This is a genomic window from Curtobacterium guangdongense (assembly GCF_049341845.1).
GTDB lineage: Bacteria > Actinomycetota > Actinomycetes > Actinomycetales > Microbacteriaceae > Curtobacterium > Curtobacterium guangdongense.
The window spans coordinates 45,855-68,583 of sequence record NZ_JBMPIT010000005.1; the positions used below are offsets into that span (position 1 = coordinate 45,855).

21 protein-coding genes and 4 tRNA genes are annotated in these 22,729 nt (G+C 71.7%); 13 read left to right on the forward strand and 12 right to left on the reverse strand.

Features of this window, described 5'->3' with window-relative positions; genetic code table 11:
- Nucleotides 1-3: 3 nt before the first annotated feature.
- From ACO0E1_RS08730 to ACO0E1_RS08740, 3 genes are all read right to left on the reverse strand, one after another.
- A complete protein-coding gene (locus tag ACO0E1_RS08730; protein ID WP_422873837.1) occupies nucleotides 4-597 on the reverse strand; it encodes a hypothetical protein in 594 nt (197 codons plus the stop codon).
- Nucleotides 594-1,193: a DNA-binding protein gene (locus tag ACO0E1_RS08735; RefSeq protein ID WP_422873838.1), complete on the reverse strand. Its 600-nt coding sequence runs from the start codon at nucleotides 1,191-1,193 to the stop codon at nucleotides 594-596. Before ACO0E1_RS08735 ends, ACO0E1_RS08730 begins: the two co-directional genes overlap by 4 nt.
- Nucleotides 1,194-1,254: 61 nt before the next feature.
- Nucleotides 1,255-3,381 carry an acyl-CoA dehydrogenase family protein gene (locus ACO0E1_RS08740; protein WP_422873839.1) on the reverse strand — a complete coding sequence of 709 codons (2,127 nt, stop codon included), beginning with the start codon at nucleotides 3,379-3,381 and terminating at the stop codon, nucleotides 1,255-1,257.
- Nucleotides 3,382-3,603: 222 nt separating this feature from the next.
- On the opposite strand from ACO0E1_RS08740, the gene ACO0E1_RS08745 reads away from it, so the two are divergent.
- Complete coding sequence (locus tag ACO0E1_RS08745) at nucleotides 3,604-5,073, forward strand: peptide MFS transporter (protein WP_422873840.1); 1,470 nt, start codon at nucleotides 3,604-3,606, stop codon at nucleotides 5,071-5,073.
- Nucleotides 5,074-5,235: 162 nt separating this feature from the next.
- Here ACO0E1_RS08745 and ACO0E1_RS08750 read toward each other — a convergent pair whose 3' ends face one another.
- The 5 genes from ACO0E1_RS08750 to ACO0E1_RS08770 all read right to left on the reverse strand — a co-directional run bounded on the left by ACO0E1_RS08750 (nucleotide 5,236) and on the right by ACO0E1_RS08770 (nucleotide 11,376).
- On the reverse strand, nucleotides 5,236-5,553 hold the full coding sequence (locus ACO0E1_RS08750) for a hypothetical protein (protein WP_422873841.1): 318 nt from the start codon (nucleotides 5,551-5,553) through the stop codon (nucleotides 5,236-5,238).
- A gap of 9 nt (nucleotides 5,554-5,562) precedes the next feature.
- Nucleotides 5,563-8,940 (reverse strand): ATP-binding protein, encoded by a 3,378-nt coding sequence (locus ACO0E1_RS08755; RefSeq protein ID WP_422873842.1) that lies wholly within the window; start codon nucleotides 8,938-8,940, stop codon nucleotides 5,563-5,565.
- Nucleotides 8,937-9,686 (reverse strand): DUF4194 domain-containing protein, encoded by a 750-nt coding sequence (locus ACO0E1_RS08760; RefSeq protein ID WP_422873843.1) that lies wholly within the window; start codon nucleotides 9,684-9,686, stop codon nucleotides 8,937-8,939. The genes ACO0E1_RS08755 and ACO0E1_RS08760 overlap by 4 nt, the downstream gene beginning before the upstream one ends.
- Nucleotides 9,683-11,197 (reverse strand): DUF3375 family protein, encoded by a 1,515-nt coding sequence (locus ACO0E1_RS08765; protein WP_422873844.1) that lies wholly within the window; start codon nucleotides 11,195-11,197, stop codon nucleotides 9,683-9,685. Before ACO0E1_RS08765 ends, ACO0E1_RS08760 begins: the two co-directional genes overlap by 4 nt.
- Before the next feature lie 106 nt (nucleotides 11,198-11,303).
- Nucleotides 11,304-11,376: transfer RNA gene (locus ACO0E1_RS08770), tRNA-Val, on the reverse strand.
- A 212-nt stretch (nucleotides 11,377-11,588) separates the two neighbouring features.
- On the opposite strand from ACO0E1_RS08770, the gene ACO0E1_RS08775 reads away from it, so the two are divergent.
- The 3 genes from ACO0E1_RS08775 (at nucleotide 11,589) to ACO0E1_RS08785 (ending at nucleotide 11,907) form a co-directional block, all read left to right on the forward strand.
- Nucleotides 11,589-11,660, forward strand: a tRNA-Gly gene (locus ACO0E1_RS08775).
- An 82-nt stretch (nucleotides 11,661-11,742) separates the two neighbouring features.
- A tRNA-Cys gene (locus ACO0E1_RS08780) sits at nucleotides 11,743-11,816 on the forward strand.
- 16 nt (nucleotides 11,817-11,832) lie between these two features.
- Nucleotides 11,833-11,907: transfer RNA gene (locus tag ACO0E1_RS08785), tRNA-Val, on the forward strand.
- A 41-nt stretch (nucleotides 11,908-11,948) separates the two neighbouring features.
- On the opposite strand, the gene ACO0E1_RS08790 is transcribed toward ACO0E1_RS08785, so the two are convergent.
- On the reverse strand, nucleotides 11,949-12,362 hold the full coding sequence (locus tag ACO0E1_RS08790) for a hypothetical protein (protein ID WP_422873845.1): 414 nt from the start codon (nucleotides 12,360-12,362) through the stop codon (nucleotides 11,949-11,951).
- Between the two features lie 113 nt (nucleotides 12,363-12,475).
- Complete coding sequence (locus tag ACO0E1_RS08795; protein WP_422873846.1) at nucleotides 12,476-12,934, reverse strand: anthrone oxygenase family protein; 459 nt, start codon at nucleotides 12,932-12,934, stop codon at nucleotides 12,476-12,478.
- A gap of 262 nt (nucleotides 12,935-13,196) precedes the next feature.
- Here ACO0E1_RS08795 and ACO0E1_RS08800 point away from each other — a divergent pair, with 262 nt between their 5' ends.
- From ACO0E1_RS08800 to ACO0E1_RS08820, 5 genes are all read left to right on the forward strand, one after another.
- On the forward strand, nucleotides 13,197-13,880 hold the full coding sequence (locus ACO0E1_RS08800; RefSeq protein WP_422873847.1) for a response regulator transcription factor: 684 nt from the start codon (nucleotides 13,197-13,199) through the stop codon (nucleotides 13,878-13,880).
- Nucleotides 13,877-15,274: an ATP-binding protein gene (locus ACO0E1_RS08805; protein ID WP_422873848.1), complete on the forward strand. Its 1,398-nt coding sequence runs from the start codon at nucleotides 13,877-13,879 to the stop codon at nucleotides 15,272-15,274. Before ACO0E1_RS08800 ends, ACO0E1_RS08805 begins: the two co-directional genes overlap by 4 nt.
- A 105-nt stretch (nucleotides 15,275-15,379) precedes the next feature.
- Nucleotides 15,380-16,816: a ferredoxin reductase family protein gene (locus tag ACO0E1_RS08810; RefSeq protein WP_422873849.1), complete on the forward strand. Its 1,437-nt coding sequence runs from the start codon at nucleotides 15,380-15,382 to the stop codon at nucleotides 16,814-16,816.
- Nucleotides 16,813-17,253, forward strand: coding sequence for an FMN-binding protein (locus ACO0E1_RS08815; RefSeq protein WP_422873850.1), 441 nt, complete (start codon nucleotides 16,813-16,815; stop codon nucleotides 17,251-17,253). The genes ACO0E1_RS08810 and ACO0E1_RS08815 overlap by 4 nt, the downstream gene beginning before the upstream one ends.
- Nucleotides 17,250-17,996: an FAD:protein FMN transferase gene (locus tag ACO0E1_RS08820; protein WP_422873851.1), complete on the forward strand. Its 747-nt coding sequence runs from the start codon at nucleotides 17,250-17,252 to the stop codon at nucleotides 17,994-17,996. Before ACO0E1_RS08815 ends, ACO0E1_RS08820 begins: the two co-directional genes overlap by 4 nt.
- A 60-nt stretch (nucleotides 17,997-18,056) precedes the next feature.
- Here the strand turns inward: ACO0E1_RS08820 and ACO0E1_RS08825 are convergent, their stop codons facing one another.
- Nucleotides 18,057-18,605 (reverse strand): hypothetical protein, encoded by a 549-nt coding sequence (locus tag ACO0E1_RS08825; RefSeq protein WP_422873852.1) that lies wholly within the window; start codon nucleotides 18,603-18,605, stop codon nucleotides 18,057-18,059.
- Nucleotides 18,606-18,757: 152 nt separating this feature from the next.
- Between ACO0E1_RS08825 and ACO0E1_RS08830 the strand changes: the two genes are divergently transcribed.
- From ACO0E1_RS08830 to ACO0E1_RS08845, 4 genes are read left to right on the forward strand one after another with little or no spacing between them, the layout of a single operon-like run.
- Nucleotides 18,758-19,435 (forward strand): response regulator, encoded by a 678-nt coding sequence (locus ACO0E1_RS08830; protein WP_422873853.1) that lies wholly within the window; start codon nucleotides 18,758-18,760, stop codon nucleotides 19,433-19,435.
- Nucleotides 19,432-20,955: a HAMP domain-containing sensor histidine kinase gene (locus ACO0E1_RS08835; protein WP_422873854.1), complete on the forward strand. Its 1,524-nt coding sequence runs from the start codon at nucleotides 19,432-19,434 to the stop codon at nucleotides 20,953-20,955. Before ACO0E1_RS08830 ends, ACO0E1_RS08835 begins: the two co-directional genes overlap by 4 nt.
- Nucleotides 20,956-21,006: 51 nt before the next feature.
- Nucleotides 21,007-21,693 carry a hypothetical protein gene (locus ACO0E1_RS08840; RefSeq protein WP_422873855.1) on the forward strand — a complete coding sequence of 229 codons (687 nt, stop codon included), beginning with the start codon at nucleotides 21,007-21,009 and terminating at the stop codon, nucleotides 21,691-21,693.
- Nucleotides 21,690-22,487 (forward strand): LysM peptidoglycan-binding domain-containing protein, encoded by a 798-nt coding sequence (locus tag ACO0E1_RS08845; protein ID WP_422873856.1) that lies wholly within the window; start codon nucleotides 21,690-21,692, stop codon nucleotides 22,485-22,487. Before ACO0E1_RS08840 ends, ACO0E1_RS08845 begins: the two co-directional genes overlap by 4 nt.
- A 25-nt stretch (nucleotides 22,488-22,512) precedes the next feature.
- Here ACO0E1_RS08845 and ACO0E1_RS08850 read toward each other — a convergent pair whose 3' ends face one another.
- A complete protein-coding gene (locus ACO0E1_RS08850) occupies nucleotides 22,513-22,728 on the reverse strand; it encodes a hypothetical protein (RefSeq protein WP_422873857.1) in 216 nt (71 codons plus the stop codon).
- Between the last annotated feature and the right edge of the window lies 1 nt (nucleotide 22,729).

Consider the following 22,729-nt stretch of genomic DNA (forward strand, 5'->3'; position numbering starts at 1 on the left):
CGCTCAGGGGAGCAGGACCGCCGCCGCTGCCGCGCCCGCCCAGAGCATGCTCGTCAGGGTGCCGACGATGAAGCGTTCCCGCGCCTCGGCACTGTCGAGCTCGGAGAACCGGCCGAGCCCCTTGATCGCGATCACCGCCGCGATGAGCTCCAGGTGACCGATGGCCGCCGCCCCGATCACGGCGAAGCGCTCGAGGTCCCCGATGGCGGCACCACCACGGAGGACCTCCCGCGTCGTCGGCGTCGCTCCCGTCGCGGTGGCGCCGCGCGCGCTGGGACCGCCCGACGCGACCACGAGGATGCCGCCGTGCGTCCCGGCGGGGATCGTGGTCCGCGTCGAGAGCCGGAGCGCAGCGTTCGTGACGGCGCTGCCCGAAACGATGCCGAGGAGCGCGACGCTCAACGCCGCGAGGGTGCCGAGCACCGTGGACGGCGGCTCCGGTCGCACGTCGAAGGCCGTCAGGAGGAGTGCGCCGAGCACGATGACCGCGGCGGGTACCGCGCGGACCACGGGGCCGAGCCGGGGGAGCACGGAGAAGACGGCGGCCGCGAGCGTGACGACCACGAAGCCGATCCAGGCTGCTTCCACGCCGTTCATGCCGGTTCGTCCGCGTCCGCGAGCAGCCGGACGAGGGCTGCGTGCAAGACGTCCTCGTCACGCAGGTCCGCTGCGGCGAACCGTTTCGCGACCGCCTGGGGGGTGATGCCGAGCGCCTCGGCGGCATCGGGACGCGACACCCCCTTCGCGAGCAGGTCGGCGAGCTGCCAGCCTTCCGGCGATCGTCGGGAACGGAGCCGCACGGTCTGTCGGAGGATCGGCTCGACGTCGTTCCCCCGCAGTCGCCGATCCGGGTCGATCTCGACCGCGAGGTGCTCCGGGCTGCGCTTCGCCCGCTCCACGGCGTCGCGTGCGCGGATGAACGCGGAACCGGAGGCGGCTCGGGTGGAGGCGGGCAGTGGCTCGTCCACGTCGCCGATGCCGATGCCGATGCTCCACCCACCGGTCCTGGTCAGCCGCAGCAGTGCGTCGAGGGTGGTCTCCGGCGAGCTCGTCAGCAGCTGGAACTCGTCGCCGGCGGTGCGTTCGGGTGCGAGCACGACGTCGTCGAGCGTGCCGAGGAGTTCGCGCATGGCCCCCTCGACGCGGTCGTCGCCGTGCCGACTGTCGACCTGGTCGACGGTGAGTGCGTACATGGCCACCTCCGCGATCAACCATACAAGGTTGATAATGCCAAGATCAACCCACTGAGGTTGATCACGGACGGGGCTTCTTCTCCTGTTCCGGCAGTCGTCCCGCGGCGCGCTCAGCGGCGAACCAGGCACGGGCCTCGTCCTGGCGCCGCTGCTCCGCGCCGAGGGCGATCGGCGCGCGGACGTGCTCCGGCTCGTAGCCGAACGACTCGATGAGCTGGGGGACGAGCGGACGGATCCGGGCGATGAGCCGGTCGATGTACGCCGACACCGCACGGGCACGCTGTGCGGACAGCCGTCCGTGCAGGAGGTACCACTCGAGGTGCTGTTCGAGCAGCCCGAGCGCGAACAGGTCGCGGAGCCAGACCAGCGCGCGGCGGGTGTCGCCCACCGGGACCTCCTCGATGGCGTCGGTGAACGCTTCCCACTGCATGAGCTCCGCGTGCGCCTTCGACGCCTCGATGAGCTCGTGCTGCGACCGGTTGAGGAGCAGGGCCTGGCGTGCACGGTCCTTGCCCGCGGTGTTCAGCCGCATGCCGATCTCGGCGACCATCGTGTCCACGCGGCCGCTGAGCAGGTCGCGCTGCGTCGCGGGGTCACGGAGGTCGGCCACGCTGGCGGCGAGGGACCCGCGGTCCTTCGCGGTCTGCCCGAGGCGACGGATGCCGCTCGCGTCGGCGAGCTTCGTGCCGACCTGGGCGGCGACGAACTTCGCGGTCGACGCGGCGTCGCGCGGTGCCTGCTTGCGGAACTCGGTGAGGAGGCGCTTGCCGACGAGCTGGAGGAGCACGGTGTTGTCGCCCTCGAACGTCACGTAGACGTCGAGGTCGGCGCGGAGGCTCGTGAGCCGGTTCTCGGCGAGGAAGCCGGCACCGCCGCAGGCCTCGCGGCACTCCTGCAGGGTGTCGAGCGCGTACCAGGTCGACATCGACTTGAACGCGGCCGCCTCGGTCTCCAGGTCCTCGCGGCGTTCCGGGGTGTCCAGTCGGCCGCTGAAGACGTCGTCGAACGTGCGCAGGAGCTTCTCGTGTGCGAACGACTGCGCGAACACCGTCGCGAGTCGGGGGATGAGCCGACGCTGGTGGCGACCGTAGTCGAGCAGGACGCCCTCCTCACCGCCGCCGGTGGGGAACTGCCGGCGCTGCATCGCGTACGTGAGCGCGATCTGCAGGCCGATCTTCTGCGCCACCACCGCTGCGCCGTCGAGCGAGACACGGCCCTGCACGAGGGTGCCGAGCATCGTGAAGAACCGACGACCGGGGGACTCGATCGGCGACGAGTACGTGCCGTCCTCGGCGACGTCGCCGTAGCGGTTCAGCAGGTTCGTGCGGGGGATCCGGACGTGGTCGAAGTGCAGTCGGCCGTTGTCGATGCCGTTCAGGCCGCCCTTGACGCCGTCGTCCTCGCCACCGACACCCGGCAGGAACTCGCCGTCGTCGTCGCGGAGCGGCACGTAGAAGGCGTGCACGCCGTGGTCGACGCCCTGGGTGACGAGCTTCGCGAACACGACCGCGGCCCTGCCGTGCAGTGCGGCGTTGCCGATGTAGTCCTTCCACGCACCGCGGAACGGCGTGTGCACGACGAACTCCTGCGTGTCCGGGTCGTAGGTCGCCGTCGTCGCGATGTTCTGCACGTCGGAGCCGTGGCCGGTCTCGGTCATGGCGAAGCACCCGGGGACGTCGAACGCGATGATGCCGGGAAGGAACTCGCGGTGGTTCCGCTCGGTGCCGAGGTGGTGGACCGCGGAGCCGAAGAGCCCCCACTGCACGCCGGCCTTGATCTGGAGCGACGGGTCGGCGGTGGTCAGTTCCTCGAAGGCCGCCAGGTTGCCGCCGTGGTTGTCCTGGCCGCCGAGCTCCGGCGGGTAGGGACGCTGGATGGCGCCGTTCTCCTGCAGGATGCGGAGCTGGTCGAACGCGCGGGCGCGGTGTTCGGCGATCGTGAGCCCCTCGACCTTGTGCAGGGCGGGGTCGCGGACCAGGCGGCGGGAGATGCGGCGGTCCTCGGCCCAGCGGCCGAGCAGGTGCTCCGCGAGCAGGTCGACGTCGATGCGCACGTCCGTGTCGGTGCCCGCCTTCGGGGTGCCGGCGGCCGGGTCTCCGGCGGCGTCGGCCTTCGGGGCCCCTGCGCTGCCGGTACTGCCTGCGCTGCCGGTGCTGCCGGTGCTCGTGACGGGTGCGGTGTCGACCATCGTGCGCTCTCCTGAACTGCTCTGTCCTCGTGCTGCTGGTGTTGCCGTTCCAACCTAGGCACCCGGGCCGAGTGCCGCACGAGAGCCGTGCGCGGCCGACAACACGGCGCACGTGACGGAGCGGAGGGGTGGTGGGAACCCTCCAATCGCATCGCAAGCGCATGCTCTGAGGACCACTCGACGATTGGGCGCGCCCCCCGGATGCGGGGCAGACTGGCCGCCATGTCAGGCACCTCTGCCCCCGGGCACGACACGCAGCAGCACGCGCGGACGTTCTTCGGTCAGCCCTTCGAGCTGTCCACACCGTTCGCGGTCGAGCTCTGGGAGCGGTTCTCGTTCTACGGGATGCAGGGCATCGTCCTCATCTACATGTACTACACCGTCTCGCGGGGCGGCCTGGGCATCGACGAGCACGTCGCGACCGGGATCATGGGGGCGTACGGCGGTGCCGTCTACCTCTTCACGATCATCGGGGCGTGGATCGCCGACCGGTTGATCGGAGCGGACCGGACGCTGTTCGCGAGCGCCATCGTCGTGATGTGCGGACACATCGCCCTCGCCGTGCTGCCGGGCGTCACCGGCGTCGGCGTCGGCCTGGTGCTCATCGCGCTCGGGTCCGGCGGACTCAAGGCCACGGCGACCACCATCGTGGGCGGGCTGTACTCGAAGGAGGACCCGCGTCGCGACGCCGGGTTCTCGCTGTACTACCTCGGCGTCAACATCGGCGCGTTCTTCGGTCCGATCCTCACCGGACTGCTGCAGTCGTCCCTCGGCTTCCACTTCGGCTTCGGTCTGGCCGCCGTCGGCATGGCGGCCGGCCTGGTCCAGTACGGCATCCGGCGCGGCAAGCTGCCCGAGAGCGTCCGGCACGTCACGAACCCGCTCGAGAAGCGCCGGTACCCGATGGTCGGGGTGCTCGTGCTCGTCGGCCTCGCGATCGTCGTCGTGGCCGTCCTGACGGGGCTGCTCAACGTCGACAACCTGCCGCTCGTCGTGGTCGGCATCGTCATCGTCGCGACGATCGTCTACTTCGTCGTGATCCTGTCGAGCGGGCTCACGAAGGACGAGCGCTCCCGGGTGTTCGCCTTCATCCCGCTGTTCATCGGCAGCGCCGTGTTCTGGTCGCTCTACCAGCAGCAGTTCACCGTCGTGACGATCTACTCCGACCAGCGCCTCGACCGGAGCATCTTCGGGTGGGAGATGCCGGTGTCGTGGGTGCAGTCGATCAACCCGATCATGATCATCGTCCTGTCCGGCGTCTTCGCGGCGATGTGGACCAAGCTCGGCGACCGCCAGCCGTCCACCCCGACGAAGTTCGCGCTCGGCACCGGGATCATGGGCATCGCGTTCCTGCTCTTCCTGCCCTTCGTCGGCACCGGGCAGAACGGCACGCCCGTGCTCGTGCTCGTCGGCATCCTGCTCGTCTTCACGATCGCGGAACTCCTGCTGTCCCCGATCGGGCAGTCCGTCGCGACGAAGCTCGCCCCGCCGAAGTTCCAGACGCAGATGGTCGCCCTGTTCTTCCTGTCGGTGTCGCTCGGCACCGCGGTGACGGGCGTGCTGTCGAAGTACTACGACCCGGAGAACGAAGCGCCGTACTTCGCGATCCTCGGCCTCGTCGCCGTCGCGGTCGGTGTGCTGCTCCTCGTGTCCGCCCGCCCGGTGCTCCGCCTGATGCGCGGGATCCGATAGCCTGGACGTGGCCACAGCGACCCGCTGGACAACGGCCCCCTGAACGAGGAGAGATCACATGCTGGAGCTCGTCGGAGCAGTCGTCATCGGCATCGGCGTCGTTGGTGGTGTGTTCACGTGCATGGCCATCAGCGCCATGATGAAGAGCGGTTCCGAGGAGTACTAGGCCTCCACCGGCACCAGCTGACGACTCAGGACGGTCGCGCGCTCGAAGGGGCCGCGGCCGTCCTTCGTGTACACGGGCTCGTCGAACGCGACGGTCCACGACAGCGGCTCACCGACGCCGGGGTACCCGACGATCTGGTTGCCGCCCGGCGCGACGATGAGGCCGATCGGTTCCGGGCTGCCGTCCGCCTCGACCCACTGCTCGCCGCCCTCGGTGGTGTCCACCACGCGGACCAGTGCGCCGATCCCGAGCCCCGCCCCGCCGGGTCCGCGCAGGTCGTCGTCGCTCGGTCGGCGTCTCCGGTTCCAGATCACGCCGCCACGCTACCGTGACGACGGGACGCGCACGATCTCGGTGATGGACGAGTGGCCGGTGTCGGGGTGCTTGCGCATCGACAGCAGCCGCTCCATCGAGGGCTCGAGCGCCGTGACCTTGTCGAGCGGTGCACTGACCACGAGCTGGAACCCGAGCCGGAGCCACGCCGTCACGGCACGCCCGGCGAACTCCGAGTCCGCCTTGATGAACGCCTCGTCGAGGAACACCGGCGCGAACCGCGGCCGGGGCCGGGTCTCGTCGCCGAGCTGGTAGCGGAGCGCCGCTCCCACGATGAACGCGACGAGCTCCTGCGTCTCGCCACCGGACTTGTCGCCGAGGGACGAGTACACGCCGAGGTCGTTGCCCTCGGTGTCGTACCGCACGGCGGTGATCTCCATGTGCCGACGGACGTCGAGCACGGCGTCACGCTGGGTCGTCCGGCCGCGCGGGGCGTCGGCGTCCACGCGGATGACCGCCATGAAGCGCCGGAGCCGTCGGAACCGGGTCTCGAGCACGTCGTCGGTGAGCTCCGCGTCGACCGAGGCGGACAGTGCACGGAGCTCGCGGCGGAACTGCGAGACGTCCTCGCGCGTGACCCGGCGGATGACGATCTTCAGGCGGTCCCGGTTCGCACCGAACGGCAGGTCGCGGAGGATCTCGTTGACCGGCTCCAGCCGCTCCTCGATCTCGACGACCGCGCGGTCGAACGCCCCGGCGAGCGGGACGAGGTCCTCGCCGCTCCACTGCGACAGCCGTCGACGCCACTCGCTGCGGCGTGCGTGCAGGCCCGTCGCCACGATCTGGTCGAGGATCGCGCGGTAGTCCGGGTACGACGCGACACCGGTGCCGAGGTTCGGGTCGTGCCACGCGTCCTGGTAGCGCTGGAAGGTCAACGTCATGGCGTTGGATGCCGATGCCGCACCGTCGAGCGCCTGCGAGAGCCGTTCCTCGAGTCGCCGGCGCAGTCGCTTCGTCGCGTCGTCGAACCCGTCGACCGTGTCCGGTGCGCCGACCTCCTCGAACGTCTCCTCGAGCAGGTGCGCCTGTTCCTCGTCCGGCACCGCGGCCGGCGAGGACTCGAAGCGCTCGAGGATCTCGGCGGCCGCGTCCTGCCCGTCGACGAGCACCGCGTGGCGCTCCTCGAGCCGCGTGACCGTGAGCCGCGCGGCCGATCGACGGTCGGAGGCCTCGTCGAGTGCCGCACGCAGCTTCGCGACGGACGCCCGGAGCGTCCGCAGCCCGTCGTCGGCGGCGAGCACGGCCTCCCGTTCCTCGGCCAGGCGCGTCAGCGACGCGTCGACGCCGGCGACGTCGATGCTCTCCCACGTCGTGTCGACCCGGTGCTGGTGGGCCGCGCGGAGGGCCTCCAGCGCCGCGATGTCCTGCGCGACGTCGGTCCGGCGGGCCTCGAGCGTGGTGAGGTCCTCGGCGATGGAGGCGAGTTCGGTCTCGACGGCGACGACGCGCGCCTCGTTCGTGAAGCCGATGACGTTCGCCTGGCGACGGTCGCCGTGCGCGCCACGCCGGCCGTCGCGGAGCTGCCCGGACTCGGTCACCCGCCGGCCGCCACCACCCAGTTCGGCGGCGGAGGACACGCAGCGGGCGTCGATCCGGTCGGACTCGATGCGCGAGCGGACCCACGTGCTGAAGGGGGAGTCCTTGATCGCGAGCTTGCCGGACACCATCGACGCATCGCCGTCGAGGTCCAGGTGCGGACCGGACGGGACGCCCTCGAACTGCACCCGCACCCCGATGCGCAGCGAGTCGATGGCTGCGCTGAAGGAGTCGAGCTGGTCCTGGTCGACGAGCAGCGTGCGGGCGACGGGCGCGAGCACCGACTCGATCGCCGTGCGCCAGCGCTCCTCACCGGGGAGGACGTCGAGCAGCTCGGCGACGAAGGGCAGCGACGACGGGTCGATGCCGGCGGCGTTCGCCATCGCCACCCGTGCCTCGTGCATCGGCAGCGGCATCGCACCCTGCCGGTGCTCGAGCGACTGGCGCTCCTGACGCAGCGACCGCTCACGGTCGAGGAGCGGGTACTCCTCCCGCGTCAGGGCGTCCCGACGCTCGTCGAGCGCGGCGCGGGTGGCACCGAACGTGCCGAGGAACTCGTGCGAGTCCCGCTGGGCCGCGCCGAAGGCGGTCTCGGTCGTCGGCATCTCGCCGAGCAGTGCGGTCCGTGACTCGAACGCCTCGCGTGCACGGAGCACGACCTCGCGCTCGCGCGTGCCGCGGTCGATGCGGTCCTCGAGCTGGGCGAGCGCGTTGCCGCCGGAGTCCCGGAGTCGTGCCTCGGCCTCCCGCAGCTCGATCTCGACCGCGGCGTGGCGGGCGGATGCCGCCTCGACCTCGGCGCGTGCGACGGTCCGGGAGCGCGAGTTGCGGTCGACCTCGTCGTCGAGCAGCGCACGCTTCCTGGTGGCCGTCCAGTGCGCGAACGGGGACACCTCCGACCCGGTGGCGATGCCGTCGAGGGCCTCGGCGGCGGCGCGGGACCGCTCGATCTCCAGGTGCAGCTCGGTGATGGGGGAGAGGATCGCGACCTTGCGCTCCTCGGTGTCCATCGCCTCGTACGCCTCGTCGAGCGCGGCGAAGTGTGCGAGGGCGCGGTCGGCTGCCTCGTACGTGCCGGGGGTCTCGAGCACGAGCGACTTGTACAGCGAGTCGACCGTCGGCATGTGCTGCCCGGCCTGGATGCGCGCGAGCAGGCGCATCGCGCGGTTGCCGCCGCCGGAGTCGCCGATCCCGAGCCGCGCCTGCAGCGTGTACGCGAGCTCCTGGTAGGTGTCGCGGATGACGAGCCCCGGCACGCGTCCGGTGAGCTCGAGGTGGCTGAACCGGGACGGTACGAAGTCCTCGAGCCGACGCAGGTCGAAGTCGTCGTCCACGGTCGCCATGGTCATCTGGATGTCGCCGACGCCGCGGGCACGCTTCGGCACGATGTACGCGCGCAACACCGTGAACTGTCGCTCGTCGTCGTTCCGGAACGTGACGGCGACCGCGCCCCACGTCGCCGTCTCGTCACCACGGAGGTTCACGTCACGGAGGGCACCGGACTCCGGGTCCCGCCGGGAGTCGACCTTGCCGCGCAGGTACGTCAGCAGGTTCCGCTGGTCCGCACTCCGCGCCCGCCCGGTGGTCGCGTCGTTCGAGGCGCCGTTGAACGGCACGTCGGACGGCATCATCACGGCCAGGTACGCGTCCATGAGCGTCGACTTGCCGGTTCCGGAGGCACCGGAGATGAGCGTCGCGGCGCCGGACAGCTCGACACGGCGGTGGCCGTGGAAGCCGCCCCAGTTGACGACCTGCATGGATTCGGCGCGCCACTGCGCGACGGTGTCGAAGAGCGCCGGCATGCCGGCGGTGTCCATCCGGAAGTCGGTCACGCGGACTCCTCCTCGTCGTCTTCTCCGGATTGGAGGCTCGGCTCGTCGCCGTCTTCCGGCCCGCGTTCACCGGTGGTCACGTTGGCCAGCCATCGGTCGAGTTCCAGGAGCCGCTCGAGGGGGAGCAGGACCTCGACGACGCTCGCGATGCGGAAGCGGTCGGGGTCGCTCGTCTTGAGCAGCACCCGCGCGGTCACGAGGCGGTCGATGGCCTTCGCGACCCGGCCCTCGTCGCGCGTCTTGTCGGTCGCCGTGGCGGGCCGGAAGCCGGCGACGTGCCCGAGGATCTCGGCACGGTCGACGACGACCTGGTCCGGTCCCGGTCGGGCGTCTGCGCGGAGTCGCATGCGGAGGTAGACGAGGACGATCGTCTCCTCGCGCGTGTACGGGACGTCCCGGAGGAGCGTCGGGAAGCCGCGGCGCTGGCTCTCCGACCGGGCCTGGCGCTTCCACGCGACCTCGCGGTCCCGGTCGACGTGCAGCTCGAGGAACAGGTCGTTCAGCCGCGACCGGAGCTGGTACTCGGCGTCGAGGACCGCGCGCCACTCGTCCGCGTGCGTGCGCGCGCTGATGTACGAGTGCCGGAGCAGCGCGACGAAGGCGCGACGCTGGAGCTCGTCGAGCCGGCCCTCGTCGCCCTCGAAGAGGGCGAAGCTGGACTCGTCACGCTCGTCGTCCTGCTCCACGGGAGTGGTGTCGTCGTACTCGTCCGTCTCGTCGACGGGAGCTGACGTCGTGTCGGTCACCGAGCCTCCAGGGTGGTGTCGTCGTCTGCGGACGGATCCCGCGGGGTCAACGCGGCCGTCGGCATGGTGAAGGCGACCGCCGTGCCGTCCGGGCGCACGGTCTCGTGCGCGACGGCTGCGGCAGCGGTCTCGAAGTCGTCCCGACCGGTCAGCAGGTGCGCCAGCCCGAACAGCTCGACGGGGCGCCGCTGCTCAGGGGGGAGCTCGTGGAACGCGCCGTCGCTGGTGGCCGCGGTGCTGAACCGGAGTGCCGCGCGGAGTTCGACCAGGAGCGGTCCGCCGTGACGTCGGAGGGAGTCGACGTCGATCTCGTCGAAGACGTCGTCGTCCGGTTCCTCGATGGGCGGCGGGACGGCTTCGGTGTCCGGGTCGTAGAAGCGCTCGCGCAGGGTGCCGATCTCGGCCACCGGCGGCAGGAGCTCGAGGGGGAGGGTGCCGCGTGCGCTGCCGTCGCCCATGAGCGTCGCGAGCCGACGGTTCACGCTCCGCAGGACCGCGTCGAGCTCGCGGTCGCGGACGACGTCGTGCGCGACGATCTGGTCGCGGAGCGTGCCGGTGAGCAGGCGACGCTGAGCGAGGACGTCCTCGATGCCCTGCCGCAGGATGCTCACGGTGTTGCGGAACGCCCGACGCTCCGCGGCGTTGAGGGACTCGGCGAAGGGGTGCTCGAGGATCGTCGCGATGTCGTCGCGGAGGCGCAGGAGCAGGGCGTCGTCGCGGAGGAGCTCGAAGGCGCCCTCGAACGCACGACCCTCCGGCGTGGCCTCCATGAGCGTGTCCGTCCGGGCGAGGTAGTCGTCGAGGATCTCGCCGATCGGACGGACCTCGTTCCGGAAGTCCTCGACGATCTCGCGGTGCATCGACGCGACGGCTTCCTCGACGCGCTTGAAGTCGCTCGGGAGCTGGCGGATGAGGTCGGTGATGTTCGTGTAGCCGTCGCGCATCCGGTCGTCGTCGACGGTGGTCGGGGCGTCACCGGTCGCCAGACGGTCGCGCTCGGCCTGGAGTTCGGCGATCTGTGCGTCGATGCGGCGGATCTGCACGTCAGGGTCCGGCTCGGCCCTGGCGGCCCACCGGTGCACCGCGTCGACGATCATCGCCAGACGGCTCTCGCTGATCAGCGCTCGATCGGCGGACAGGGCGTCGACGAGGCTGAGCGCTTCGAGCGCGTGACTCGTGAGGGAGTACTGCTCGTCGCCGCCGGGGGAGTTCGACCGGACGAGCCACTGCGCCGCGACCCACTCACGGCAGAGCGCTCGGCCGTTCGGGCGCTTGTCGTCGTCCTGCGGGTTCTCGCTCGCCGGGACCCTGGCGCCGGTCGCCTGCAGCCGTGCGACGTGTTCCTCGACCTGCAGGTGCATCCGGTCGGCGGGGACGTACTGCACGTCGCGGTCGAACACCGTGCGGAACACCGCGAGCACGACGGCGCTCGTCGGGCGGGACATGAGGCGCAGCGTCGGGCGGTCGAGCACCGCGCGCACGCGTGCGTACTCGAGGTCGACGTCGGTCATGCTGCCCTTGCTCTGGTGTTCGGTCGTGTCCGGTTGGGGGACGAAAAGAGCCCGACGCGGTTGCGTCGGGCTCTCCTGGTTGTTCTTCAGGCCCTGAATGGGCACGTGGGCGATACCAGACTCGAACTGATGACCTCTTCGGTGTGAACGAAGCGCGCTACCAACTGCGCCAATCGCCCCCTGCACTTGCGTGCGGATCGATAGTAGCGGATGTCGCGGCATGTGCCGAACACGACGGTGCCTCCGCGCGCGTCGTGCCGGTCCGAGCCGCGCGCGATGCCCCTCGATCCGCATGAACTCGGGGGACACGCCCGGTGAACACCCAGGATTTTGGAGAAACGCGTCGGAGTCGGATACAGTTTACGAGTCGCCGCGAGAGCGGGTCAGACATGCGGATGTGGCGCAGTGGTAGCGCATCACCTTGCCAAGGTGAGGGTCGCGAGTTCGAATCTCGTCATCCGCTCGAGTACTGGATCCCTCGGGATCCGGTTTCTCACCAGAGGGTATCCCACCGTTCGGGTACTCACGGAGACGTGAACCTCGATGGTGGGGTGGCCGAGAGGCTAGGCAGCGGCCTGCAAAGCCGTCCACGCGGGTTCGAATCCCGTCCCCACCTCCAGAATTCAACTCTCTCTGGGCGATTGGCGCAGCGGTAGCGCGCTTCCCTGACACGGAAGAGGTCACTGGTTCGATCCCAGTATCGCCCACCACCTGAAACCCCCGGCCTCGGCCGGGGGTTTCGTCGTTCCCACTACCGGGTCGGCGACGTCGCCGCGTACGGATCCGTCGCCACGTTCCCGTACACGTCGGTTCGCCGGCGTCGGTCACGCACCACGCAGGTGCCGCGTGCCACGGCGAGGGCGACCACGACCGCTGCGATTCCCGCGAAGAGCCACCTCCACGATGCGTCGTCCTCGATGAGCAGCCGCGCCGCCAACATGGTGAGCGGCGCGACGACGAGCACGCGGCGCCACTCCGGCCAGGTCGCCCGCCACAGGACGGTCATGCCCTTCTTCCACCGGGCGACCAGCACGTACGTCAGCAGGATCGCGAACGGCAGCAGCTCGATCCAGTGCACGAGCGCGTCGGCTGCGTCCTCGTAGAACGGGTGCACGACCTCACGGGCGACGCCACCAGCCGCAGCGACGGTGAGCACCACCCACATGCGGGCCTCCCACCGGCGGGGATGCCACCACGGGGTCCGCCACCAGGGCACCCGGGTCACGACCGGCCGCCGCCGATCGTCCGCGCCACGGGGACGACGGCGGTTCGCTGGCGTCACGTGCTCGAGGCCTGGACGACGGCGATCGCGGAGAACACGAACGCGATCACCGCCGCGCTCGACCGCAGGACGTCGATGCGTTCCCAGCGCGTCACGATCCGTTTCCAGTCCGCCGGGGGATCGGCAGGGTCCCAGTCGTTCACACCGATGTTGATCGGGACGGTCCCGAGGAACGACGCCAGGACAAACACCGTCAGGGCGGCCACCGCGGCGATCCGCCACGCGAGTCCGTCGCCTGTCCCGCCGACGACGAGGACGGCGACGGACGCCAGTACCGCGGGGACCATCAGGATCGGCACGACGACCTTGAGGGACTTGACCAGTGCGATGCGCGTGCGGACGTGCGCGTCGTCGGGCAGGGCGGCCATCGCCGGCTGGACACCCCACCGGACGATCAGCTCCTCGCCGGCGAGCAACCCGACGAGGACCAGCTGGGCGACGAGGAGGGCGTTCACGTGCGGTCCTCGGCACCGACGGTGCCGTTGGTGGGGACCGTGCAGGTGGTGGTGACGGGGAGACGGCGTGGCACGGTGCGATTGTCCCACCCGGTCCGCGCTGGCGCCCGCACCGGCCGACCGGCGCGGCCATCCGCCGGACGGGAGGCACGGTGCCGGTCCGCACCGTGCCTCCCGTCCGGAGCATGCGGGCCTACGATCGCCGGTATGCGAGTGGCGATCACCGGAGGGACGGGCGTCGAGTGGGACGCTCTGGGCTGACGTGGCGAACATCCTGGTGGTCGAGGACGACCCGGAGATGCGGTCGCTCGTCGAACGGGGGCTGACCGGCGAGGGGCACACGGTCACCGTCGTGGGCGACGGGATCGCCGCGCTCGTCGCCGCGCGCGCACAGTCGTTCGACGCGGCAGCGATCGACGTGATGCTGCCCGAGATGACCGGGTTCGAGGTCTGCCGACGACTCCGAGAGCTCGGGGAGGACTTCCCGGTGGTGCTCGTCACCGCACGTGATGCCGTGGACGACCGGGTGTTCGGACTCGACTCCGGTGCCGACGACTACCTGACGAAGCCCTTCGCGATCGCTGAACTCAACGCCCGCATCCGTGCCCACCTCCGACGGCGAGCGGCCGGGACCGCGACGATCGTGGAGGCGGGGACGGTCCGGCTGGACACCGTCGCCGTCCGGGCGTCGGTCCGCGGCCGCGACATGCCCCTGAGCGTCAAGGAGTTCTCGCTGCTCCGGTTCCTCGTCCAGGGGTCGCCGTCGCCGCGGACACGAGCGGAGGTCCTGCAGGAGGTCTGGGCGAGCGCCGAGCACTTCGACCCCACCATCGTCGACCAGTACGTCAGCTACGTGCGCAAGAAGCTGCACGCAGCAGGGGCCGACGTGGCGATCCGCACGGTCCGCGGCGTCGGGTACGCGCTCGAGGTCGTCGCGTCCGCATGAACGTCGTCCGTCGACTGTCCATCCGCGCCCGCATCACGCTCGGGAGCCTCGTCGTCGGGGCAGTCGTGCTCTGCGGCGTCGCCGTGGTGTTGCACGTGCAGATCGAGCGCGCGTCGCTGGCCTCGGACGCGTCGCTCGCGTCCGGTGACGCCGCCCCGTTCGTGTCGGACCTCCTCCACAACCCGGACGAGCCACCGGACCGGCCCGCCGAGGGTGTCCTCGTCGGTATCCGTTCCGCATCGGGACGGTGGGTGGTCGACTCGCTCCCCGCGGACGTCCGGTCCGCGCTGCCCACGGACGTCCCCGAGGGCGGCGTGACGCTCCGCACCGAAGCCGGGCACCGGGCGATGACGGTGGTGGGCACCCCGGTGGTGAACGACGACGGGGCCTTCGTGGTCTGGGCGGCGCACGACGGTCGCGCCGGCGAGGAGACGGTCGCGCGCGTCGACCGGTCGCTCGCGGTCGGGACGGTCCTCGCGCTGCTCGCGTTCGGCGCGGCCGCGTGGCTCCTGTCGACCCTCGCACTCCGACCCGTTGGGCGGATGCGCCGCACGGCGGAGGCCCTCAGCGCCGGAAGGACGAGCGGGCACCTGCCGGTCGGGACGTCCGACGACGAACTCGCGGCGCTCGCGCGGACGCTGAACGCCTTCATCGACCGGCAGCGGGAGAACGCCGAGCGGGAGCGCCGGATGGTCTCGGACGCGAGCCACGAACTCCGGACCCCGCTGGCCGCGCTCACCGCACGGCTGGAGTTGGCGCACCGGTCGGCGGGCGACGCTGACGCGCTCGCCCGGGAGCTGCAGGCTGCCGAGGACGACGCCGCGCGGTTGGTGGCCCTCGCGAACACGATGCTCGAGCTGAGCCGGCTCGACGAGGCGGACCCGGCGCCGCCGACCGCCGCCGCCGACCTCGTCACCGAGCTGATGGGCTCGATCGACCGAGCGCGGGCGGCACACGGCGCGGGAGACCGCGACATCGACTTCTCGGTCGCCGTGAACGCTCCGGACGAGCGGTACGGGGTCGAACCGGCAGCGTTCGCGCGGGTCGTCGACAACCTCGTCGCCAACGCCGTCACCGCGGGGGACGCCCGCGGCGTGGTCCGGGTGCACCTCGGACAGGACCCGGCACGTCGGCTTGAGCTGCGCGTGGTGGACGACGGACACGGTGTCCCGGAGAGCTTCCTGCCACAGGCCTTCGAGCGGTTCGCCCGAGCGGACACTGCACGTCGGGCGGCGTCGACCGGGCACGCCGCCGGGAGCGGTCTCGGGCTCGCGCTCGTCCGTGGGATCGCCGAGCGGGCCGGCGGGACCGCGTCGCTCCGGAACGGCGAGGAGCACGGCGCGGTCGCGACGGTCGTGCTGCCCAGCACCGACGCCGATCCACGGCGAGCCTGATCACTCGAAGTCTCGAACGAAGTCCACGTCCCGTTCCGGGTTCCTCCCAAGGGCCGGTGTCGATGCTGAGCGTCACCCGATCACATGCTGGAGAGGAACGAGCCGATGATCGACACCGCTCGGCCCACGACCCACCCACTCGCAGCGGCCCCGGCCACCGAACCACTCGCCGTCGCGGCGCGTCGTCGCGACCGGTCCCGACGTCGTCGCAGTGCGACCACCGACCTGCTCGGGATCCTCGCGTGGACCTCTGCCGCGGTCGCCGTGGCGTTGTGGCTCGCGTCACCCGGATCGCACTCGGTCGTCGGCATCGGCGGCTGGCTCACCGACGCCGGCATCGTCGCCGGGCTGATCGCGACCGACCTCGTCCTCGTGATGCTCGTGCTCGCCGCCCGGGTGCCGCTCATCGACCGCACCTTCGGTCAGGACACGGCGATCGCGGTCCACCGATCGCTCGGCAAGCCGGTGCTGTACCTGCTGCTGGCACACGGCGCACTCCTGACGCTCGGCTACGGCGCGTCGGCGGGCACCGGGCCGATCGCCGAGACGATCGCGCTCTTCTCGACGCCGGACATGCCGCTGGCGTACCTCGGGCTCGGCCTGTTCGTCGCCGTCGTGGTGTCCTCGCTCGTCGCCGTGCGTCGACGCCTGCCGTACGAGGCGTGGCACGTCATCCACCTGCTCAGCTACGCGGCGGTGCTCGTCGCGCTGCCGCACATGCTGAGCGCGGGCAGCGTGCTCGCGGCGGGGACGTGGCAGCAGGTGTACTGGATTGCGCTGTACGTCCTCGCGCTCGGCCTCATCGCCGTGTACCGGTTCGCCGTGCCGTTCGTCGTGACCGTCCGACACCGGATCCGCGTCGTCGACGTGGAGCCCATCGCCCCGGGTGTCGTGTCGATCCACCTCGCAGGGCGCGACCTCGACCGGCTCGGCACGCGGGGCGGACAGTACGGCGTCTGGCGGTTCTGGACGGCGACGACCTGGTGGCACGCCCACCCGGTGTCGTTCTCGGCGGTGCCCGGACGTGACCGGGCCCGGATCACCGTCCGGGACCTCGGCGCGGGGTCGTCGCGACTGGGTCGGATCCGGCCGGGGGCGTTCGTCTCGCTCGAGGGGCCGTACGGCCAATTCACGAGCCGCGCCCGGACGGCGCCGTACCTGGCGCTGGTGGCCTCCGGGATCGGGATCACGCCCGTCCGCGCGTTGCTGGAGGACACCGACCTCCGACCGGGCGAGGCGACGGTGCTCCTGCGGGGGAGCGATGCGCAGCAGCAGTACCTCTGGCGGGAGACCGCCGACCTGGCGGCGACGACGGGCAGCCGGCTCTTCGCGATGGTCGGCCACCGTGCTCGGTCCCGAGCGACCTGGATGCCCGAGGAAGACCTCCGTCGCGGCGTCACCCTGCTGTCGGTCTTCCCGCGGCTGCTCGAGTCGGACCTGTACGTCTGCGGGCCCCGCGCCTGGTCGGACCTCGTCGTCCGCGAGGCCCGGCTCGCAGGGGTCCCCGAGCACCAGATCCACCAGGAACGGTTCGAGTCATGAGGGCGCGCGCCGTCGTCGGGGGGATCGTGTCGTCGATCGCGGTCCTCGTCATCGGTTGGCAGCTCGGCGGCCAGCCTGCCGTCACCGCGCCGTCGCAGAGCACGACGTCCGGCGGCACGGCGTCGGGCAGCGGATCGGCGAGCTCCGGCGGGTCGTCCGTCTCGGGCACGTTCACCGGTGACACCGCGCAGACCCGGTACGGCCCCGTGCAGGTCCGGATCACCGTCGCGGGTGGGAAGATCACCGACGTCACCGCCCTGCAGCTCACCGACCACGACGGTCGATCCGTGCAGATCAGCCAGCAGGCGGCACCGATCCTCCGGCAGGAGGCCCTCGCCGCACAGTCCGCCTCCATCCAGGCCGTGAGCGGCGCGACCTTCACCAGCGAGGGCTACACGACGTCGCTCCAGTCCGCGATCGACAAGGCGGGACTGTGAACGACGTCCTGACCTTCGAGACGATGGGGACCGTCGTCAGTCTCCGCGGAGCGACCGTGGCGGCTGCGTCCGAGGTCCGCGCCGTGTTCGCGGGCTACGACCACCGGTACAGCCTCTACGACCCGGCGTCGGTCCTCAGTCGGGTGGCGGACGGCACGGTCGGGCTCGCCGACACCCCGGAGCAGGTCCGCGACGTGTACGCACTTGCGCTGGACTGGCGGGAGCGGACCGGCGGCGCGTTCACTCCGCACCGCCCCGACGGCGTGGTCGACCTCTCCGGCGTCGTGAAGGCACTCGCCATCCGCGACGCGGGACAGGTGCTGGACGAGGCGGGTGCCGACTGGATGATCAGCGCCGGCGGCGACGTGCTCGTCCGTGGGATGCACCGCGGTGTCGAGCCGTGGAGCGTCGGGGTGGTCGACCCGGCGAACCGCGACACGGTCGTCGGCGTCACCCGTCTCGACGCGACCCGTCGTGCGGTCGCGACCTCCGGGACCGCCGAACGCGGCGAGCACATCTGGCGACGCACGAGTCCGACGTTCGTGCAGGCGACCGTGGTCGCGGACGACGTCGTCACCGCCGACGTGCTCGCCACGGCGATCGTCGCCGGCGACGAGGAAGACCTCGGTCGGTTCACGAGCGACGTCGACGTCGACGTCCTGGCCTTCGGGGCGGACGGGAGGGTGTGGGCGACGCCCGGTGCGTCCTCCTGGGTCACCACCCGCGTAGCACCGGTGCCCTGATCGGCCAGCGGAGCCGACGGCAGCCCCGTCGGACCGTCGTCCGGTGGGGCTGCCGACCGGTCAGGAACCGCTGGTCGGCGATGTGCTCGGCGCGTCCGTGGACTGCCCCGGGGCGTTCTTCGGCGGCTTCGGGGCGTTCTTCGGCGGCTTCGGGGCAGCAGCGGCCCCGTCCGGTGCGGGCCCGTCCTTCGGCGGGGTGGGTGCTGCAGCTGCCGGTCCTCCGCCGGTGCCCGGAGCGCAGGTGCCCGCAGCACCAGGTCCCGCTGCACCCGGCTTCGGTGCACCAGACGGTGCGCCCGTCGGTGCGCCCGACGGAGCACCCGACGGCTTTCCCGAGGGTGCGCCGGACGGGGCTGCCACCGGCGTGCTCCCGCCGTCGCTACCGGCCGCCACCGCCGCGGTCACACCGACGCCGCCGATCAGCACCGCGACGATTGCCGCGCCGATCCCGATCCGCCGCCCGAGACGACGGGGTCGGTCGGCGGCCGACGACGGAGCCGGGGCCTCGGCGGCGGCGAACTGCTCGGTCGGCTGCGTGCCCTGGCCGAAGCCGCCACGCGGGTACTCCCGTGTCGGGTCGTCGTGCTGGTTCTCGTTCTCGTTCTCCATGGGGTCTCCACATCGTCGTCCGGCGGTGCCGGGTCGGCTGTGCTGCCGACGTGGACCACGGTCGAAGTCGAATCTGAAGCATGACTGAAGCACAGGTGCTCCCCAGGTCGTTCCAGGCTTCGTGATCGAATCGCGGACGTACGGTGTCCGCCGTGCCCAGTCCAGCCCGCGTCCTGCTCGTCGACGACGACGAGACCATCCGTGTCTCCGTCGCACGCTCCCTCCGCGACGAGGGCCTCGTCGTGCTCGACGCTCCGGACGGCTCCGGGCTCCACCGGGACCTCGCGGCGTTCGTCCCCGACCTCGTGGTCCTGGACTGGATGCTCCCCGGTGCGAGCGGGATCCAGCTCGCCGGCAGCGTGCGGACCTCGTCGGACGCCGCCATCGTGATGCTGACCGCACGGGACGACGTCGAGGACCGACTCAGGGGCTTCGCCGAGGGCGCCGACGACTACGTCGTGAAGCCGTTCGCGATCGCGGAACTCGTCGCCCGGATCACCGCGGTCCTCCGCCGCCGTGGTCGGGTGCCGGCGGTGATCGAGGTCGGCGACCTGGTCCTCGACCCTGACGCCGCGGTGGCACGTCGGGCCGGCGTCGTGCTCGAGCTCACCGCGACCGAGTTCCGACTGCTCGCCTTCCTCGCCGAGAGCCGCGGCCGGACCCTGTCGAAGGGGCAGATCCTGACACAGGTGTGGGGGTACGACAGCGTCGACCCGAACCTCGTCGAGGTCCACCTCAGCGCGCTCCGGCGGAAGATGGAGGTGCACGGCCCACGACTCGTCCACACCGTGCGCGGTCTCGGGTACCGACTGAGTGCGGTGGCCGCGTGAACGGCGAGGCGCCCGGTGCGTCGGGCCTCCGCACCGGTTCGCTCCGGATGCGGACCGTCGTCGCGGTGCTGGTCCTGCTGGCGGTCCTCCTCGGCGCGCTCGGCGTCGTCGTGCAGGCCACCCTCGGCGACCGGCTCCGCGCGCAGGTCGAGGACCGGCTGCGTGACCGTGCTTCGGCGGCGGCTGCCCTCGTCGGGACGGTCGACGCGACGGACCTCGCCGACCGGCTGTCGATGCAGGGGCTGTCGGTGACGATCACGGCCGCCGACGGCGGTTCGGTGGAGGCCGGTCCCAGCCCGGACCAGTTGCGGCACGGTCCACCAGACCCCGGCACGCTCCCCGCACCGGCGGCCGCACCGGCGGCCGCACCGGCCTCCGCCCCGGCGCGGGACGCCACGGCGGATCCCGCCACGACCGGGACCGGCGCGGCGTCGCACGTGACGATCAGGTCGTCGCAGCTCACCGAGGGCGACCGGATCGTCACCCTCGTGTCGACCCTGAGCGACGGCTCGCGGATCCGGCTCACCGCCGGAACCGGCTCCGTCGACGAGGTCCTCGGCGAACTCCGATGGGTGATGCTCGGCGCGTCCGTCGGCTTCATGGTCGTCGCGGCGGTCGGTCTGGTCCTGGTGGTGCGGCGGACGATGCGACCGCTCGTCGTGATGACGGACGCCGCACGCTCGATCGCGCACGGCGACCGCGGACGGCGCCTCCGCCCGGCCCGGCAGGGAACCGAGATCGGTCGTGTCGCGGTGGCCTTCGACGAGATGCTCGACGCCGTCGAGGGTGCGGAACGACAGGCCGTCTCGGCGGAGGCCCGGATGCGGTCGTTCCTGTCGGACGCCGCGCACGAGCTGCGGACGCCGGTGGCCGGGATCACCGCTGCCGCCGACACGCTGGTGCGTGCCCGGCCCGACGTGGTGGAGCGCGAAGAGCTCGCCGTCCACGTCGTCCGGCAGGCCGGTCGAGCGGCGCGGCTCGTCGACGACCTGTTGCTGATGGCGCGGGTGGACGGCGGCCTCGCGCTCGAGCCGTCGTCCGTCGACCTCGGCGTCGTCGCGAGGAGTGAGGCCGACCGGGCCCGACTCCGCTCGCCGGGCCTCACCGTCCAGGTCCGTGAGCCGGATGGCCCGGTCGTCGTGTCCGCGGACGGCGACCGGATCGGCCAGGTCCTCGCGAACCTCCTGGAGAACGCTGCCAGGGCGACCGACGGCGCCGGGCACGTCGTGGTCGAGATCGACCGGCTGGGCGAGGTGGGCCGTGTGCGCGTCGCCGACGACGGGTCGGGGATCCCCGCGGCCGATCGGACCCGCGTGTTCGACCGTCTCGTGCGGCTCGACGCCGCGCGGGCGGCGAGCGGCGGGGGAGCAGGGCTCGGCCTGCCGATCGCACGGGGCATCGCTCGAGCGCACGGCGGCGACCTCGTCTGCCCGCCGGGCGTCGACACGGTGTTCGTGCTCACGATCCCGGCAACGATCGACCAGCACACACCGACCGGAGGATGCGCGATCGTGACCTGAGCAATCGTCCAGACTGCCTGTGGAGCGGCATGCACTCGCTACGGTGTCCGGGTGGGGAACACCAACGGAACGGGTCGGCGTCGTGGCGGGCTGATCGGCATCATCGTCGTGGCGGCGTACCTCGTGCTGCGGTTCGGCGTCCTGGCATGGCGAGAGCACGAGGCCGGCATGTCGACGGGAGCGGTCATCGGGACGCTGTTCCTCTACGCCGCTGCGATCTTCGGGATCATCGAGATCGTCCTGGCGGTGCAGAACGCGTCGACCCGACGGCGGGAGGCGGCGCTCGCCCTCGCCCATCCCGGTGCGCACCTCGCTCCGGCGCTCTTCACGAAGGACCTCGCGACCGACGTCCGTCGCACCGCCGCGATGCTCGGCGCCGAGCTGGGTTCGGACGTCCCGCGTCGTGGGCACGCGACGGTCGTCGCCGACCACAACGGCATCGGCATCTACGTCGGCGGCGCCACACCGCGGCTCGTCCTCGGGATCCCGCGCAACCAGGTGCGCGCGGTCTCGACCGGCGAGACGAAGGCCGCGGGCCGGTACACCTTCGGCACCGTCGACGCCCTCCGGGTCATCGTGGACGACGGGCAGTGGACGACCATCGACCTTCCGCTCTACCGCACCGTGATCGGCTTCGCGAAGCACCTGCACGGCGAGGCGCTCGAGGCCCAGGTGCGCTCGGTCGCGGTCGCGGCCGGGGTGCGCCAGGAGACGCCGATGCCCGGGACGACGCGGTGATCCGCCGGACGGGTGTCGCAGCACTCGGTCTCGCCGCCGTGCTCACGGTGACGGGCTGCGCGACCGCGGGCTCGGCGCACCACGCCGCGACGACCGACCGCCCGACCACGGCGGGTCCGACCGCGTCCGCGACCCCGACGGCCGCTGCGGACCCGGCCGGCTCGGCACCGGCAGCAGGGGCCGTCGTGCTCGACACCGACCTCGCCACCGCCGACGGTCGCGCGTCGATCCACCTGCGGGTGGTCGCCACCGGCAACGACGACTACGTCGTGCAGACCTCGGCGTACCGGTCGACCCTCGGGCAGCCGCTCGCGATCTTCTTCCGCCAGTTCGACGAACGAGTCGGCGACACCATCTCCGAGGGTGTGAGCTTCGGCTACGACGCCTGGGGAGCGCCGGGGGAGACGGCCCAGGTCCCCGACCGGCAGTTCGCCCTGCAGGAGGCGGGGGACGACCCGAGCTTCCTCCGGACGGCCGTGTTGGTCGACCGACCGGAGACGTCTCCGTGGACGGTGCTCGGCGTCTCGCAGCTGGACTGGCACACGCCGGACCGGCACCCGGGGCTGACGGTACGCGACGGAGGCACGCGGTCAGGAGCCACCGGCTCCGTCGAGAGCGTCGACGGTGTGCCGAGGTGGTACCACGTCGCCGACGGCGACACCCTCGACGCGATCGGACGCCGCTTCGGCGTGACCGTCGACGACCTCCGGTACCTCAGCGCACGGCAGGCGCTCGGTCTGGCGTACGACCTGCGGGCCGGCGAGACACTGAACCTCGACCGGACGCAGCGCTGACCGGACGGAGCGCTGACCGGACGGATCACGCCGGACGGTAGACGCTGATCGCCGGCGCGTCTCCGGCGTCGTGGGTCTCACTCGTCGCGGCCCACGTCCGACCGTCGTGCTCGAGTGTGGGTGGCAGGTCCCCGCGGACGAGGATCCTGATCGCCGGTTCGTCCCCGTCGACCAGGTCGACGCCGTGGGATTCGGGCTCGGCAGGGGTGCCGTCGGTGGTGTCCTTCACGAAGTCGCTCATG

What these genes read in the sequence shown, in the direction of transcription:
- ACO0E1_RS08730 (WP_422873837.1), bottom strand. Translation starts at nt 597, where the DNA reads ATGAACGGCGTGGAAGCAGCCTGGATCGGCTTCGTGGTCGTCACGCTC.
- ACO0E1_RS08735 (WP_422873838.1), bottom strand. Translation starts at nt 1,193, where the DNA reads ATGTACGCACTCACCGTCGACCAGGTCGACAGTCGGCACGGCGACGAC.
- ACO0E1_RS08740 (WP_422873839.1), bottom strand. Translation starts at nt 3,381, where the DNA reads ATGGTCGACACCGCACCCGTCACGAGCACCGGCAGCACCGGCAGCGCA.
- ACO0E1_RS08745 (WP_422873840.1), top strand. Translation starts at nt 3,604, where the DNA reads ATGTCAGGCACCTCTGCCCCCGGGCACGACACGCAGCAGCACGCGCGG.
- ACO0E1_RS08765 (WP_422873844.1), bottom strand. Translation starts at nt 11,197, where the DNA reads ATGACCGACGTCGACCTCGAGTACGCACGCGTGCGCGCGGTGCTCGAC.
- ACO0E1_RS08790 (WP_422873845.1), bottom strand. Translation starts at nt 12,362, where the DNA reads ATGTGGGTGGTGCTCACCGTCGCTGCGGCTGGTGGCGTCGCCCGTGAG.
- ACO0E1_RS08805 (WP_422873848.1), top strand. Translation starts at nt 13,877, where the DNA reads ATGAACGTCGTCCGTCGACTGTCCATCCGCGCCCGCATCACGCTCGGG.
- ACO0E1_RS08810 (WP_422873849.1), top strand. Translation starts at nt 15,380, where the DNA reads ATGATCGACACCGCTCGGCCCACGACCCACCCACTCGCAGCGGCCCCG.
- ACO0E1_RS08815 (WP_422873850.1), top strand. Translation starts at nt 16,813, where the DNA reads ATGAGGGCGCGCGCCGTCGTCGGGGGGATCGTGTCGTCGATCGCGGTC.
- ACO0E1_RS08825 (WP_422873852.1), bottom strand. Translation starts at nt 18,605, where the DNA reads ATGGAGAACGAGAACGAGAACCAGCACGACGACCCGACACGGGAGTAC.
- ACO0E1_RS08850 (WP_422873857.1), bottom strand. Translation starts at nt 22,728, where the DNA reads ATGAGCGACTTCGTGAAGGACACCACCGACGGCACCCCTGCCGAGCCC.